Source organism: Schlesneria paludicola DSM 18645 (genome assembly GCF_000255655.1).
GTDB lineage: Bacteria > Planctomycetota > Planctomycetia > Planctomycetales > Planctomycetaceae > Schlesneria > Schlesneria paludicola.
This window is the reverse complement of the sequence record NZ_JH636434.1, coordinates 3,389,475-3,405,860: the sequence shown is the minus strand read 5'-3', so window position 1 is coordinate 3,405,860 and position 16,386 is coordinate 3,389,475. Positions and strand designations below refer to the sequence as shown.

The 16,386-nt window shown below is 56.4% G+C and carries 10 protein-coding genes; 5 read left to right on the top strand and 5 right to left on the bottom strand.

Features of this window, described 5'->3' with window-relative positions:
- The first annotated feature begins 98 nt into the window (after positions 1–98).
- A complete protein-coding gene (argF, locus tag OSO_RS0116630) occupies positions 99–1,064 on the top strand; it encodes an ornithine carbamoyltransferase (RefSeq protein WP_010584361.1) in 966 nt (321 codons plus the stop codon).
- A gap of 207 nt (positions 1,065–1,271) precedes the next feature.
- Here argF and OSO_RS0116625 read toward each other — a convergent pair whose 3' ends face one another.
- From OSO_RS0116625 to OSO_RS0116610, 4 genes are all read right to left on the bottom strand, one after another.
- Positions 1,272–4,421, bottom strand: coding sequence for an efflux RND transporter permease subunit (locus OSO_RS0116625; RefSeq protein ID WP_010584360.1), 3,150 nt, complete (start codon positions 4,419–4,421; stop codon positions 1,272–1,274).
- Entirely contained in the window at positions 4,418–5,896 is a 1,479-nt protein-coding gene (locus OSO_RS43845) for an efflux RND transporter periplasmic adaptor subunit (RefSeq protein WP_010584359.1), read from the bottom strand. The genes OSO_RS0116625 and OSO_RS43845 overlap by 4 nt, the downstream gene beginning before the upstream one ends.
- Positions 5,897–6,138: 242 nt before the next feature.
- Positions 6,139–7,602 (bottom strand): efflux RND transporter periplasmic adaptor subunit, encoded by a 1,464-nt coding sequence (locus OSO_RS0116615; RefSeq protein ID WP_010584358.1) that lies wholly within the window; start codon positions 7,600–7,602, stop codon positions 6,139–6,141.
- Positions 7,603–7,741: 139 nt separating this feature from the next.
- Positions 7,742–8,221 carry a hypothetical protein gene (locus OSO_RS0116610; RefSeq protein WP_010584357.1) on the bottom strand — a complete coding sequence of 160 codons (480 nt, stop codon included), beginning with the start codon at positions 8,219–8,221 and terminating at the stop codon, positions 7,742–7,744.
- Between the two features lie 267 nt (positions 8,222–8,488).
- Between OSO_RS0116610 and tsaB the strand changes: the two genes are divergently transcribed.
- Positions 8,489–9,217, top strand: a complete 729-nt coding sequence (tsaB, locus tag OSO_RS0116605) for a tRNA (adenosine(37)-N6)-threonylcarbamoyltransferase complex dimerization subunit type 1 TsaB (RefSeq protein ID WP_010584356.1) — start codon at positions 8,489–8,491, stop codon at positions 9,215–9,217.
- Between the two features lie 222 nt (positions 9,218–9,439).
- Here the strand turns inward: tsaB and OSO_RS0116600 are convergent, their stop codons facing one another.
- Complete coding sequence (locus OSO_RS0116600) at positions 9,440–9,979, bottom strand: GlcG/HbpS family heme-binding protein (protein ID WP_010584355.1); 540 nt, start codon at positions 9,977–9,979, stop codon at positions 9,440–9,442.
- A gap of 300 nt (positions 9,980–10,279) precedes the next feature.
- Here OSO_RS0116600 and OSO_RS48120 point away from each other — a divergent pair, with 300 nt between their 5' ends.
- The 3 genes from OSO_RS48120 to OSO_RS0116580 all read left to right on the top strand — a co-directional run bounded on the left by OSO_RS48120 (position 10,280) and on the right by OSO_RS0116580 (position 16,345).
- Positions 10,280–13,834, top strand: coding sequence for a PVC-type heme-binding CxxCH protein (locus tag OSO_RS48120; RefSeq protein WP_010584354.1), 3,555 nt, complete (start codon positions 10,280–10,282; stop codon positions 13,832–13,834).
- A gap of 28 nt (positions 13,835–13,862) precedes the next feature.
- Positions 13,863–14,894 carry an aldo/keto reductase gene (locus OSO_RS0116590; RefSeq protein WP_010584353.1) on the top strand — a complete coding sequence of 344 codons (1,032 nt, stop codon included), beginning with the start codon at positions 13,863–13,865 and terminating at the stop codon, positions 14,892–14,894.
- A 374-nt stretch (positions 14,895–15,268) separates the two neighbouring features.
- Positions 15,269–16,345, top strand: a complete 1,077-nt coding sequence (locus tag OSO_RS0116580) for a DUF1559 domain-containing protein (protein ID WP_010584351.1) — start codon at positions 15,269–15,271, stop codon at positions 16,343–16,345.
- Positions 16,346–16,386: the final 41 nt, after the last annotated feature.

The following is a 16,386-nucleotide window of genomic DNA, read 5'->3' as shown; positions in this document are numbered from 1 at the left end:
GCTCGGAAGTCCCCCTTTCGGTCTCGTTTGTCCAAATTAGAAATCAACTTGTCAGCCATTCGTGTTCTGTCGTCACTTGAGGTGACGGTAGAACGCTGATGGCTGACAACTGTTTTGCACCACTCGCTGGAAACCTGGGTGTCATGCGTCATCTGAACTCGCTCCTCGATCTGACTCCAACGGATGTAGAAACCATTTTCGGGTTGGCGCGTTCGTTAAAACAGCGGATGCAGCGGGGCGAACGGCCGCAGGTGCTGTCGGGCCATGTGATGTCTCAGGTTTTTGAAAAACCGTCATTGCGGACACGGCTTAGTTTTGATGCCGCGATGATGCAGCTTGGCGGAAACAGCATTTTTCTAAATGCGAAAGATGCCGGGCTGGGTGGCCGTGAATCGGTGGAAGACGTTGCACGGGTCATCGGCGGCTATAGCGATGTCATCACGCTGCGGACTTTCTCGCAGAAGTTGATTGATACCTTTATCGAGCACTCGGGTGTGGCCGTAATTAACGGTCTGTCCGACGAACGCCATCCCTGCCAGGCGTTAACGGATGTCTTCACGATGCAGGAAGTGTTTGGTGACTTGCGAGGCAAACGGTGCGTCTTCGTGGGCGACGGCAACAACGTTGCCAGTTCCCTGGCGATTGCCGCCGCGCTGTGTGGGATGCATCTGACGGTATGTGCGCCGGATGGCTACCGGCTGGAAGAGAAATTTCTTGGTGCCCTTGCGAAGAAATTCTCAACGGCCCAAGTGATCCAGACGGACGATTTCAAGACGGCACTGCAAGATGCCGCGATCGTTTACACGGATGTCTGGACCAGCATGGGACAGGAGGCTGAAGCCGAAGAGCGTCAGCTTGTATTCGGCCCCTACCAGGTGAACGAGACGCTCATGAAAATGGCTCCCAAAGACTGCCGTTTCATGCACTGTCTGCCCGCGAAACGCGGCCTGGAAGTGACGGACGGTGTGATCGACGGACCTCAAAGTATCGTCTTTCAACAGGCGCAGAATCGGATGCATCTTGCGAAGGGCCTGCTGCTGTGGGTCTTGGAAAAGACGATTTGATCGTGTCGCCGTATCAGTCACCATTTCATTGCTGGTCGCAGGATATGTGACCCCATTGATGCGTCCTCGCTGCCAGTTCCCGCTTGGCAACGCTTCCTCGTCAGCGGAAGTGTTGTGAGGGGCGCGACCACTTTCCTGTTCGACAGAGTTCAAGATCGTATGAGACGTTACCAAACAGGAGCTTGGTAACGAGGACCATTAATGAAATTAACGGTGACCCTCAAGTGGAAGCTTGGGAACGAGGGGATCTCGAACCGAATCACGTGAGGTTTGATGGAAACGTTTGACGACTCGGCCCACCCACTGAACGAAACTGTCGATCACGGCGTACGTCACGGGGGTCACCAGAAGTGCCAGCAGCAGGCTTAGAGATTGACCACCAATAATGACTTTGGCCATGCTCGCTCGAGCGCCAGCACCCGGGCCGCGACCGAGCGCGATCGGGATCATGGCGGCAATCAGCATCACCGTCGTCATCAGGATCGGGCGAAGCCGCGTATGATTGGCTTCGAGAATCGCCGCCGTTCGTTCCAGCCCGTGTGCCCTTAGTTCGTTTGTCTTGTCGATCTGCAAGATCCCGTTTTTCTTGACGATCCCAATCAACATGAACAGACCGAACATGGCATACAGATCCATGGGAGTCCGAAACATTAGCAACGACAACAGGCCGAACGGAATTGTCACCGGCAGCGCGGCCAGAATGCTGACGGGATGGAACCAGCTCTCGAACTGAGCGGCCAGGATCAGGTACATGAATAAAATACTCAGGATGAGCGCGACCATGAAGTAATAGCCTGTTTCACCAAGCGTCTTCGCCTGGCCCCCAAAAGTGACTTCATAGTCCGGCGGCAGCTTCAGTTCTTTCAGGATCGCCCGCGCCTGTTGCACGGCGTCATTCAATGAAATTCCATCGGGATGAGCGAGCAGGGTCACGGTTCGCTGACGATTGAAGCGATCGATCTGACTGGGACCACGTGCTTCGATCAGGCTCGCCAGACTCGACAATTGAACCTGTCCCGCCGTCGGAGAAGGAAGCGTCAAGCTTTCAAGGCTTTGCGGTGTCGCTCGAAACGGTTTATCGGCGCGCAACCAGACGTCGTATTGCTCGGTGCCTTCTTTGTAGCGGGAAACGATCTGGCCGCCGACCAAGACGTTCAAGCTGTTGGCGATCGTCTGAACGGGAATTCCCAGATCGCTGGCCCGATCCCGATCGATCATGACCTGGACCTCGGGTTTACGCAGTGAGAGAGTCGAGTCGACATCGACCAGGCCCTGGATCTTGCGCAGTCGCGTCATAAAGTCGGCCGAATACATCGCCAATTTGTCGATGTCGGGCCCCTGGATACTGATCTGAAACGTTCGGCTGTCCTGGCCTGACACACCAATCGCCGAAACGTCCGACACGGCCGTTCGAAGATCCGGATAGTCTTTCAAAATGGCGCGGGCGAGCCCCATCACCTCGAACTGGCTGTACTGACGCTCTTCAAGTTCCTTGATGCGGAAATAGATCGAACCGCGGGTCACATCCCCCTGCCCTTTTCCCGCCGCGCCCGAGTTCTGGCCGATAATCGTGAATCGATGCACGACGCCCGGCAACTGTGCGAGTCGTCCTTCGATTTCAGTCAGGACCTGGTTTGATCGTTCCAGCGTGTACCCTTCAGGAGTGATATACGTCACCTGGAATTCGCTTTGATCATCGCGCGGGACAAGGTTCACTCCCAGTCGCGACGCGATCGGAATCGTCGAGAAGAACACCAGTACGCAAATCGTCAGGGTGATGAATCGGTGTCGCAAAGACCAGGCAAGAGCCCAGCCATACAACCTATCGACGGCGCTGTAGATCGCCCCATTCTTGGATTGAGCGTGGCCGGACTCTTGCGGTTCGAGCTTCAAGAAATGGGCGCACAGCATGGGAGTGAGCGTGAATGATACGAACAGACTCATCACAATCGCGAAAGCGACGGTCAGCCCGAAGCTACTGAAAAAGCGGCCGACGATCCCACCCATGAACGCGACTGGTACGAAGATCACGACCAGCGACAGACTTGTCGCCAGCACGGCCAATGCGATTTCGCGAGTCCCATCGCGCGACGCGGTGAATGCATCTTTGCCGAACTCTTCCATATGCCGAAAGATGTTCTCATGCACCACGACCGCATCATCGATCACGATTCCGATCGCAAGGATCAGCGCCAGCATCGTGATGTTGTTCAGGGTGAAGCCCATGTAGTGCATGAACAGAAACGTCGGGATAATCGATGTCGGGATGGCCATCGTGGCGATCACCGTCGTTCGCCAGTCGCGAATGAACAGCAGAATCGTGAGCGAAACCAGCACCGCGGCCAGCAGCAGGTGAAAATTGACTTCGGCCATCGATTCGCGAATGAATCGAGACTGATCCTGGATGATTTCAACCTTCACGTCGTCGGGAAGTGCTTCTTTGATCCGGGCCAGCCGAATTTGAACGGCGTCAGAAATCGCCACAGTGTTCGTTCCCGACTGCCGCTGAACAAACAAACTGACGGCGTTCTGACCGTCGAGGCGGCTGAGACCCCGAGGTTCTTCCACTGAATCGACGGCCGTACCGATATCTTTGATGCGAATCGTGTAGCCCGCGCGATTCGCGACGATCAGGTCGTTGAACTGAGCCGCCGATTGCATCCGCCCCAGCGTTCGCAGCACGAGTTCCCGTGAGCTTTGATTGACGATTCCACCTGGAACTTCAAGATTTTGAGTGATCAGCGCCTGACGGACGTCTTCGATCGACAAACCATATGACGACAGTCGTTCGGTATTGACGATCACGTTGACGGCCCGGGTTCGTCCGCCGGACATAAATACCGCACCGACACCTTGTACGGTTTGCAGTTGTTCCTGAATCTGATGTTTGGCGATTTCCGTGACTTCGCGGACATCACGCCGACCGGAAACGCCAATCGTCATGATCGGGGCTGCGTCCAGGTCGAATCGATTGATCACGGGCGGTTCCATCCCCTGCGGCAACTGATTCAGAATTGACGAAATCTTGTCGCGAACTTCCTGGGCGGCAACATCACCGTCTTTGTCGAGCCGAAACTGGATGGCGACCGTCACCATGCCCTCACGGGTGGTTGATCGCAGCTCGTCGATTCCCGAGACCTGGTTGACGGCCTCTTCGATCACTTTCGTAACCGTCGTTTCAATTTCTTCCGCACTCGCCCCGGCCAGATGAGCCGAGATGGAAACGGCGGAAAGATCGACCTTGGGAAACAGATCGACCCCCAGGCTCTTATAGGCAACCATCCCCAAAACGACGGGGATTGCAACCAGAACCCAGGTGAAAACCGGTCGGCGAATACAGATCTCGGAAATGTTCATTCGCGAGTCCCTGCAGCCGATTGTTTCGAGACCGCCCCATCGTGTTTGGTGGCGGGGGGCGCCGCGTGATCGCGGCGATTGTCGATGTCTGCCGATCGAACGGTGACGGGCGTTTCATTGGCGATCGCCGTTTGACCGCTGGTGATCACCAGGGTGTCGGGAGGTAACTCTGGTTTGAGAATCTCGACCCATTCGGTGGTCTGGGTGCCCAAGGTGACGGGAACCTCGCGAGCCCGTTCGTGATCAATGACAAAGATTTTGATGATGCCAGCGAACTGCATCAGACCGGCCAGTGGAATTGTGGCGGCTTGCGAATCGACGTGCGTCAAGATCGAAGCCTTGGCAAACCCGCCCGGTTTGAGCTCACCTGTTGGATTGGGGACGAGGATCTCGACCTGAAAGGTGCGAGTGGTCGTATCGACGGTAGGATAGATTCGGGTTACGGTTCCCGCATACGGCTTTGCGCTGGATGCCGTGAAGACCTGTACGGTTTGTCCATTCTGAATCTCGGCACCGAATCGTTCCGGTACGGGCGCTCGTAATTTCAGCGTCTGGCTGATGACTATCCGGAATAGCTCTGTCCCGGGTTGCACCACGGTTCCTTCGGCGACGGAACGCTGCGAAACCACATAAGTCACCTGATCTACGCCCGGAATCGCCATCGTCGGAGAAGGAGCGTTCAGTTTAGTGTTGATGAGTTTTTCGCGTGCGACCATCAGGTCAACTTGCTTCAACTGAATTGTGGCAAGTCCCGCTTCGGCCTGAATCACCTGATTGTCGTACTCGGCTTGAGCCGTGCGGTAGTCACTGGAAGCGTTGTCCAGGTCTTCGGCTGATGCGTTTTTTGACTGGGCAAGGCGGCTGAGTCGATCGACGCGTGTTTTTGCATGTTCCATGAGCGACTTGGCTTTGACCACAATCGGCACGTTCACGAGATCCTGCTTCGATTTCGGGGGCTCATTCAGTCCCAGCTTGGCCAGTTCCACTTGAATCGCCTTGTCCGATTGCTGGACCGCCAGGTCGTAGTCGGTGGGATCGATTTCCAGCAGCAGTTCACCCGGTTGGACTCGATCCGCGACATCGTGCAGCACACGTCGAACGCGTCCTTCGACGCGGGCAATGATTGGGACTTCTTCGAAGCCATAGAGTGTTCCCAACGCATCGACCGTGCGTTGAACCGAACGATGCGTTACCTGTTCCGCGGTGACGACCACGTTCGGGGAACGCTCTTTTGTCGCTGCGCTTTCCGCAGGCAGCTTCTCTTTTTCATGCTGTTCATGCCGTGCATTGGCAAAATACCAGCCTGTTCCGAAAGCCCCCGCGATCAGCACGGCGTTGACGATCCATCGGCCCCAGCCTGTCGACTGAGAAGGTGGACTCGATGCGGGATCGTGAGGCTTTGAGATGGGTGTCGTTGAAGTGGACCGCAACGACGCGGACTTTGACAATTCGGCCGCGGGCAATTCGTTATCCATAACGTTTTCTATCGGTGCGGCGACCAACAGGACTGGGCATCACAAATGTGACGTCTGTTGCGAAGGCTTCCGAGGAAATCCGACTCGGGTCGACCCCATGTCGACCCGAGTTGGAATCTTCGTCAAAAGCGTGTGCGCCGACAAGGTCTTTCCTCAGATGAGGCTTCAAACCTGGATTGGCACGTCGATGATTTCGCTACGAATCGGGCGGCGGGGCAGTCAGGACAAAAATGGCGGTGCCGCTAATCTTCGGGCTCCAACAAGAGCTCCGCTTTCAGAATCGCCGTTCCCTTTGTGACGACTTTCTCGCCCGCCTCCAGTCCCGACACAATCTCGATCCAGGGTTCGACGCTTAGTCCTGTTTTGACATCGCGGGGGTGGTATTCACGCTCGCCAGTTTCGACGAAGACAAACGTCCGTCCTTCGTTGGCGGTGATTGCCGATTGAGGAACCGCCAGGCATTTCCGTGGTTTCCCGTCTGGTAACAGTACTCGGACGAACATTCCCGGTCGCAATAAACCTGCCTGATTGTCGATGTCTGCGGTTAACGGAACGGCTCGCGTTTCGGGGGCAACGGTACGTCCGACGAACGCGACAGTCGCATCCAATGTTTCCCCTTTAAGGGCTGGAGTTTGCACCGAGATTTGCTGACCCGGCGTGATCGACAGTGCCGACCAGTCTTTTTCACGGATATCGGCGTGAACCCATAGCCGCGACGCGTCGGCGATTTGCAGCAGGCCTTCGCCCATTTGAATTCGTTCACGCGGGGCAAACAGAACCTCTTCGACCGTTGCCGTGAAAGGGGCTTTCACGGGCCAGGTACTGAGCATCGCTTCGCTTGTCGAATCGACAGGTTCATCATGGGTCTGACCAACGAACAGGTCGAGTCGCTGCCGTGCGACGGCCAATCGCCGTTCGGCATCTTTCATCGCGGACTCGGCTTTGATATGAGTCTGTTTGACATCAAAGGTGGCTTGTTCACATACCGCCAGGAATTTGGCCCGCGAGGTATCACGTGCGGTATCGAGTTCCAGTTTTGCGCGTCCGGCAACGGCACCGGATGCTGCAGCCGATTTGATATTTGTACTGAGCTGTGCGTCCAGGCACATCCGGGAATACGCGCCAAGTACCTGCTGGCGGTAGTCGCCCAGCGGTTTGTCGGCGAAATCCTTCTCAATCTTCTCGGCTTCGTCCTTGTCGGCTGGCAGTGATTCTTGAGATTCCTTCAAGCGTGCCACCAGTTCGTCGACATTCGCTTGGATCGAATGCCACCAATCATGTTCATTCGTGGCCTGCTGCAAGTCGGTGACGCGCTGAAACACATCCGCACGTCGTTCGCCGAGGTCGGGGCTGTCAACGACGGCCATCACTTGTCCCTCGGTGACGCGATCACCGACTTTGACGTCGATTCGTCGAATCAGGCCATTGAAAGGCGACTTCACCTGAACGTGGCGCGTGGCGTTGTAGTCCAGTCGCCCAGGGACCATTCGCTGCGGCCGTAGCTCTTTTGTTACAACCGGTTCGGTGTGGATTCCAGCGGCTTCAGATTTCTCGGGTGACAACGTGACGGATTCGCGTGCTCCGGTGATTTCGGCTTCAGCTGGCAAACTTCCTGTATGAACCGCCGATTCTAGAAAATGGAAGCCGGCATACCCGGCGACGACCACCACGGCGGCGAGAGGGATGATGATCCAACGTCGCTTCATAATGAAACCTGTCTCTTAAGAAAGAACCCGCCTTCGACGTTCAATTTTCAGATGCTGAAACGTGACAGGACGAGTCGCAGTGATACAGAAAAACAACCTCTTGGAATCGTTGGATTCCACGCGTCATTTTCAGTCCGTATCAACAGCGCAGGACGCAGCAGGAACCCTGCTGCGAAAATTCTCCGAATCGTTCATGGCAGAGTCGCGGCCACAGCCCGGCAACGTGGATCTGTGCCAGAGTCAGCGGACAGTACGAGGCCACCACATCCGGTGCCGGTACCGGCACGGCCGACGAAACGGTCGCTTGATCAAAGGTCATGACCTCCGTTGCGGGCGATTCGTCATCAGGAGTGTCGTCCAGGGCGTGTCCCCAGCACGGAAGAATCCAGTGCAGATGCCAGCCCAATTCCTTGGCGGCCTCGGCATTGACTGCCGGGTGGAACAGGGCCAGATGATGGACCAGGTCTTGCGTGGCACTCACGCGGGCCACCGTGACGGGTTCCGTTCCGTGAGAATGAATCCAGGGGACCGGTGCCTGCCAGAGAGACACGATCAGACAGGCTCGCAGGACGAATTGTCCCACGTGACTGCGTCGGTTCGTGGTGTTGTTCCGGTTCATACCCCAATTCCACACAAAGATTCGGTTGTGACCGCGCCGTCACAACCGAACTCTATCATCGCCGTCCAACCCGCCACCGTCCAGAGCATCCCGCCCACGAGGGCCAATTTCCCTCAAGAGATCCCTTTGGGAACCGCAGTTATGGCGAACACCCCTCATTCCGCGATCGCGTCGCAGCCAAACGCCATCAAACGCCGTGATTCCGCGTGACGAACTCGTTATGGTGTGGGCTGATGTCGAATTTTGTGACTTCTTTGAAATTATGCGATGTTTGTTCTTGGAATTGAAACCAGTGGCCTTGATGGTTCGATTGCGTTGTTGCGTGGTCACGAATGTCTTGGCGAGCGGGCGTTGAACCAGACGGGGCGACGTCACGCGCAGGCGCTGGTGCTGGATATTGGCGAACTCTTGACCGCGCAGGGGCTGACCGCCCGCGACCTCGCATCTGTTGCAGTCAGCCGGGGCCCGGGAAGCTTCACGGGGCTGCGCGTTGGAATGGTCTGCGCCAAAACACTGGCCTATGCCACCGGATGTCAGTTCATCTCGGTCGATACGTTCCAGGCGATTGCCGAGAATGTTCCGCGGCAGATTGAACGAGTCACAGTTGTCGAAGACGCCCAGCGAGACGATCTGTTTGCCGGTGATTATCAACGTCTTCCGACGGGCGAATGGCAAATGGTATCGCCTATTCAAATCGTTTCAGTTGAGGATTTTCTTCGCGATCATGCACAACGCGTTGTGGTTGGGCCGGGATTGAAGAAACTCGATGCCGACCAAATCGCCTCACACTGGCTGACGGCACCTGAGATGTCTCAGCCACGAGCTGCGGTCATCGCATCGCTGGGACATCACCTGCTGACATCTGCAAGCGATGCGGGCCGGGCGCACGATAGCGACTTCTGGAAGGCGTCACCGTTCTATTTGCGAATGAGTGCTGCGGAAGAAAAACGAGCCATCGATGACGCAGCGAAAGCCACGAGTGGCCTGGCGAAATGAGGAGTCGACGAAGCCATATCCCGCGTCGCGCCTCGACACGGGCCCTTCGTTGAACGCTGAAGCTAACGGCGACCTTCAATGATCACGAAAGTCGCAATACGAACCGGCCCATCAGCCTCGGTTGTGTGCCATTGTCACATGCGAATACGAATAGAGGAGCGGGCGAGGTATTGTTCGTCCGACAAGTGCTCGTTCGCCGAACACCTTGATTGTGGCGTTGTTCTATGGGGCTTTGCTGTCGGCAGCGAGGGCTTTCAGGAGCATATTGATTCCTGCCTGAGCGACTTCGGCGTCTTGCTCACCCGACCCACCGCCAACCCCGACGGCACCGATCACTTGTCCGTCGACAACGATCGGCACTCCCCCCTTGAGTGTTGTCATTTTCCCGCCGCTCGCCGCGGCCGCCGCGGGGACACCCAGGCTGAGCAGCAAGTTGGGTTCTCCATTCGCAGGCAGCGGCCCAGTCGGTTGGCGGAATGTCGCGGCGGCGGTGGCTTTGGTAAGGGCTGTGGGAACACTGGCCGGGCGGGCTCCGTCCATCCGCGCGAATGTGATCAAATGACCTCCATCGTCGACGACGGCGATGTTCATCGCGACCTTCATGTCCGTCGCCTTGGCTTGGGCTGCAGACAGAATCAGCTCGGCGCCTTTCAGATTCAGTTTGGTTTGCTGACGAGTTACCAGCGGGCTGTTTGTTTTGTCGTCCGCCATGACGGAACAGATCAGTACCAGAACAACGGAGACGAAACAGAAATGGCGCATCGGTGATGCCTTAATCAAATTCAGTGGTGGCTACGGATACGGAGGTCACCAAATCGTAACTTTGCCTCAATCGGATTCCCAACCCACAGCGTTCCTGATTCCTCAATCTCACTGACCTCCGTGGCTTAGTGGTAGACATCTATTCAGAGTCGAGTTTTCACCACTGAGTCACGGAGGGCACTGAGAAGGCTCTCTTTTGATTTCTTGAAATCACCCTGCTCTTGTGATCGTGCACAGGCAGGAGAAAGATCGGTCGAGACGCTATACTCGCGGTCCCTCGTTTTGATGGAGAGAATCGCAGTGAAGAAGATCGTAAAGAACCTTGTTTGTGATCGTCGCTGGGTTGCGACGTTTGTCGTGTTGGTGTGCAGTACTTGCCGTGTTTTCGCGGGCCCCCCTGTCGTGGAGGCTGATCCGCTGACACCTGACGAGCAACGAGCCAGATTCAAACTGCCGCCAGGGTTTGAAATTCAACTGGTCGCCTCAGAACCCGACATCCAAAAGCCGATGAATCTGGCGTTCGATGCCAAGGGGCGGTTATGGGTGACCCACTCGGTCGAGTACCCGTTTGCTGCGGCCGATTCCGAAAAATCGCGAGACGGGCTGACCATTCTGGATGGAATTGGAAAAGACGGTCGCGCGACAAAAGTCTCGAAATTTGCCGACAAACTGAATATCCCCATTGGCATCCTACCGATGCCGAACGGTCGTGAAGCGATCGTCTGGTCGATCCCAAACATCTGGAAGCTGACGGACACCGATGGTGATGGCACGGCCGACAAGCGAGAAGTGCTGTACGGTCCTTTTGATTTCGCCGATACGCACGGCAACCAGAATGCATTTCGTTTGGGCCTCGACGGCTGGGTCTATGCCTGCCACGGGTTCCGCAACGATTCGAAGATCAAATTGAAGGGCGAAGGGCCGGTTGTCCTTCAGATGAATTCGGGAAACACTTACCGGTTTCGTCCCGATGGTTCCGCGATCGAGCAACTGACCTGGGGCCAGGTGAATCCGTTCGGAATGTGCGTCGATGCACGTGGCGATCTGTTCAATGCCGATTGTCACTCGAAGCCGATCACGATGCTGTTGCGCGGCGGATACTACGACAGTTTCGGCAAACCGCATGACGGCCTGGGGTTTGCCCCCATTACGACCTCAGATGATCACGGCTCCACTGGAATTGCCGGGATTGTGGCGTATGCGTCGAATCATTTCCCAGCTCAATATGCAGGTTCGATGTTTGTGGGAAATGTCGTCACTAACATCGTTCATCGTGACAAGCCCCAATGGCGCGGTTCATCCCCATGGATCGAGAAGCCCGAAGACTTTCTGACAACTGACGACTGGTGGTTTCATCCCGTCGACCTGCAACTGGGACCGGATGGTGCACTGTATGTGTGCGACTTCTACAATTCGATCATTGGTCACTACGAAGTTGATCTACTGCACCCCAAACGCGACCGACATCGCGGTCGTATCTGGCGAATCATTTACACGGGTGACAAGAAGTCTGAACCGCCAGTGCCGCCAAACCTGACCGAGGTCGCACTCGATGGTTTGATTGAACGCCTGTCGGATGAAAACACCGCCGTTCGCAATTTCGCGGGCAATGAAATTGAACGGCGATTTAAGGCCGAAGGTCTGGCAAAGACACGAGCTCGCCTGGAGCGACCAGCCGTGACGGATGCCAATGAAGAGGCTCGTCGTGCGGAAGAACGCGTCCAAACACTGTGGTTGCTCGCGCGAAACGGGCAGCTTGATGATTCGCTGATTCAACGATTTTCCAAGGACCGCGCTGGTCTCGTGCGAGTTCACCTGATTCGCGCGTTGGCCGAACTGCCCAAATGGAATGATCAACTCTCCAGTCTTGTTCGAGCCGCCACGGCGGATGCTGATCCCTTCGTGAAGCGGGCCGCCGCCGAAGCGTTGGGGCGACATACCGGCGCTGTCAATGTTCAGCCGCTGGTACAATTGTGGAAGTCGACTCCCGCGGAAGACATGCAATTGATTCAGGCAGCACGGATCGCCTTGCGGAATCAAATTCGGACGGCCACCTCCGTTGATCAGATTGCCAAGATTCCGCTGAACAAAGCGGAGCTGGCAAGCGTGGCTGAGATTGCGCTGGCTGTTCCCAATGAAACCGCCGCCTGGTTCACGTTCGACTACCTGCGTCAGAACGATGTACCGACGCCGGTTGTCGAAAAGAGCTTGCAGCACGTGGCGCGCAACGTCAGTCCGCAGCGATTGGATGAGGTTGCCGTCTATATCCAGCAAAAGTTCCCCAATGATCTGGTGCGACAGACATCGCTGTTTCAGTCGCTGTTCAACGGCTTAATTCAACGAGGAAACAAGTTGAGCCGTGACAGCGAACTTGGGAAATGGGCCGAACAACTCGCAATCAAGTTGCTCGACCCGAGCCAGCCGCGTCCCGCTCATTGGGAGAATGTTCCACTGGCCACCGCACCGACTGCCAGCCCATGGGGTGTGCGTCCGCGTAACTCAACGGATGGAACCGCCGATGCGCTCTTCTTCGATAGCATTGTCAAAGGCGAGCATCTGACGGGAACGCTCCGTTCGGCTCCGTTTGTCCTGCCCGAGAAGCTGACGTTCTGGCTCTGCGGACACAATGGGAATCCAGGCACCGAAGGGGCACCTCTGAATCAAGTTCGATTAAAACTTGTGGATTCTGGAGAAGTGATTGCGAAAGAACTTCCTCCCCGAAATGACGTGGCCCATCAGGTTGCATGGGATCTAAAACGCTGGGCGGGCCAACGTGCTGTGTTCGAAGCCATTGATGCCGACACGGGAGGCGGCTATGCGTGGCTTGCCGTGGGGCGTTTCGAGCCTTCTGTCGTTGCCGCACCGACGGCCGGTTTTGCCTTTACGGATGTCGCATTGGCGACGGCCGTGCAGGTGGCCGATCAACTAAAGCTCGAAAAGTTCGGCCCCACGATTGTGGGGATGGTGACGGACGACAGCATCGACACGCCGGTTCGTCTGGCGGCCGCGAAGTCGGCTCTCAATCTTTCGCGGAATGCCGCAGTGGGGGCTCTGTCGACTCTCGTCCAAAATCCGAACGAATCCTCCACATTGCGGACACAATCCGCCCAATTGCTCGGTTCAGTGAATTCACCAGAGTCGCGTGATGCCTTGGCGGCCGCGCTGCGAGCAGCTCCTGGTCCCCTGCAGCAGCCGATTGCACTGGCACTCGCAGGGACCCCCGAAGGTGGCGAGCAACTGTTCACGCTGATTGCGACCGGACGAGCGTCGGCTCGGTTGCTGCAGGACAAGCCGGTTCTTGATCGGCTGGCATCAGTTCCCATTGCTGATCGCGATGAGAAAATCAAGGACCTAACCCATGGTCTTCCTGCCGCGGACGACCGTTTGAAGGCAACAATCACAAAGCTTTCCAGCAGCTTTGTGAGTTCCGATGCTAGTATCGAAGCAGGAGCGGCGCTCTTTAAGAAGTCGTGTACTGCATGTCACCGGATCAGCGATCAAGGTGGTAAAGTTGGGCCACAACTCGACGGCGTCGGAATCCGTGGAATCGACCGCTTGCTGGAGGATGTGCTCGATCCAAATCGCAACGTCGACGGTGCATTCCGAGCAACCGTGATTGAGACGAAAGATGGTCTGGTCGTGACAGGATTGAAGCTGCGCGAGGAAGGCAAGACCGTGATTCTTGGCGACAATCAAGGTAAAGAAGTTCGCGTCCGTAGCGAAGATATCGAAGAGCAGCGACTGTCGAACCTGTCGCCCATGCCCTCGAACTTTGCCGAACAACTGAACGAGACTGAGCTTCGTTCGCTGATGGCATTCCTGCTTTCGCAGCGTCAACCTGTGAAGGCGCCATGACGAACTCATAAAGGAGGTACGAAACATCATGGAATATCGACAACTTGGCGGATCGGGTTTCAAGGTTCCGGTGCTCAGCTTGGGGACAGGGACGTTCGGGGGCGGGGGCCCACTCTTTAAAGCGTGGGGCGCGACCGATGTCGCGGAAGCGACGCGACTGGTCGACATCTGCCTGGAAGCGGGGTTGAATATGTTCGACACCGCCGACGTCTATTCGCAGGGGATGGCAGAAGAGATCCTGGGCGAAGCGATCAAGAAGCGACGCGGGAAGGTTTTGATCTCGACGAAAGGCACGTTCCGCACGGGGGCAGGTCCGAATGATGTCGGGTCGTCGAGGCAATATTTGATTCGGGCAGTCGAAGCGAGTTTGAAGCGGCTGGGGACGGACTACATCGACCTCTATCAGTTGCACGGATTCGACGCGATTACGCCGATTGAGGAAGTGCTCGAGACGCTCGACGGATTGGTGCGTGCCGGGAAAATTCGATACATCGGCTGTTCCAACTTCTCGGGATGGCACCTAATGAAGTCGCTGGCGATTTCGGAGCGGTACGGCTGGGCACGCTATGTCGCTCATCAGGCGTACTACTCGCTTGTCGGTCGCGATTACGAGTGGGAATTGATGCCGCTGGCACTCGACCAAAAGGTCGGGGCGGTGGTGTGGAGTCCGCTGGGTTGGGGGCGACTGACCGGGAAGATTCGTCGCGGTCAACCGTTGCCGAAGGATAGCCGATTGCAGAGCAAAGTGGCGCTCGACGCCGGTCCGCAGATTCCCGACGAACTGTTGTACAACGCCGTCGATGCGTTGGAACAGGTGGCGGCGGAATCGGGAAAGACCATCCCGCAAGTCGCGCTCAACTGGCTTCTGCAACGTCCCACGGTTGCCACGATCATTGTGGGGGCACGCAATGAAGAGCAACTGCGAGAGAACCTGGGCTCGGTCGGTTGGAATTTGACGAAGGAACAGGTCGCGCGACTGGATGCGGCCAGCACGACTCCGCTCTGTTATCCGTATTGGCATCAGCGTGGATTTGCCGAGCGAAATCCTCCTCCAGTTTAAGGCGTGCCAGCGTCTGACGGAATGTTGACAGAGACAGCCACGTGGAACCAAGTTGTTCCACGTGGCTGTCTCGCTTTAACTCGGCGTCAAATCGGTGTGCTGCAAGTTGTTGGGAAGCTCGAACGATCAATCGTGGCTGGCTGGATTCCGTTGCTGCCGTTGACGGGGCAGCCGCGATCGCCGTCCTCCTCTCGAAAAACGAAGCGATGATCGTCTGGAGCTGCCGATGTTGTTGTGCGATATCAGTCGTTGGGTATTCTTGATGTCAAGATCGTGACATGTGTATGATCGAATAATGACTATTGTGGCGTTCGTCGCGAAGTTGTTGGTCGTGATCAACGTGCCGTCATTTTGGTTCGATGAAGGAAGTCTCGATGCCCGCTCGCAATCCCAGACGGGGCTTTACACTGATTGAACTGCTCGTTGTGATCGCCATCATTGCAGTGCTGATTGCGCTGCTCTTGCCTGCCGTTCAACAGGCCCGCGAGGCCGCTCGACGAACGCAGTGTAAGAACAACCTGAAGCAGTTGGGGCTGGCGATGCATAACTACGTCGATGCGTTCGGCGGGTTTCCGCCAGGGCGGATCGTGTATGTGTCGCCGACGGACGATTTGACGGCGTCGGCGAATGGAAATGCCACAACGGGACGCGGGGATTGCTTCTCGGCGTTCGCGCAGCTACTGCCGCAGCTTGATCAAGGCGTGATCTACAACCAGATCGATTTCAACAACGGTCCTGACACGAGCGCGAATGATGGGATGAGCATCATTCAGCCACCCGTGTTTCTCTGCCCGTCCGATTCCGGGGCAAAATCGCTCGCGCAGGGGGCAGGGTTCGCTGGCGTCACCAATTATGTCATGAATACCGGAACGACGTTTTCGGTTTCGCCCCGGAACCCCTCGGGGAATCCAGTGACCGGCATCTTCTTTGAGAACTCGTTTGTGAAGTTCGCGTCGATCAGTGATGGAACCAGTCAAACCGTTTGCCTTAGCGAACAGATCCTTTCGAATCTCAGCGATCCAACGAATGCCTCAGGCAATTGGAACGGTGTGTCGCCCTCCACCGGCTTTGTGCTCACCACGGGAAACAACAACACGAACGCGGGGCCCGAACTTTTGAACTATCCGAGCGACTGTGCCTCGGGCGGAAAATTGCAGCTTACGAGAGGGAATCGAATTCTGTACGGAGCCCCCGGGCACACGATGTACAATCATATTCGTGGACCGAACGATACGCAGATTGATTGCCGGGGCGGTTTACCGCACAGTCCTCGAAACTTTTACTGGTGGAGTCGTCTCAGTCATAACGTTGCGGCTCACAGCAAACATCTGGGTGGAGTCCACTCACTGTTCGCGGATGGTCACGCGCAGTTCGTCTCCAGCTCGATCAATCTGGCCACGTGGCAAGGTCTCGGCAGCCGCGGCAATGCCGAAGTTCTGGGCGAGTTCTAAGCGGATAGAGATTGTTTCCTTCACGATTCGGTGGCGACGCC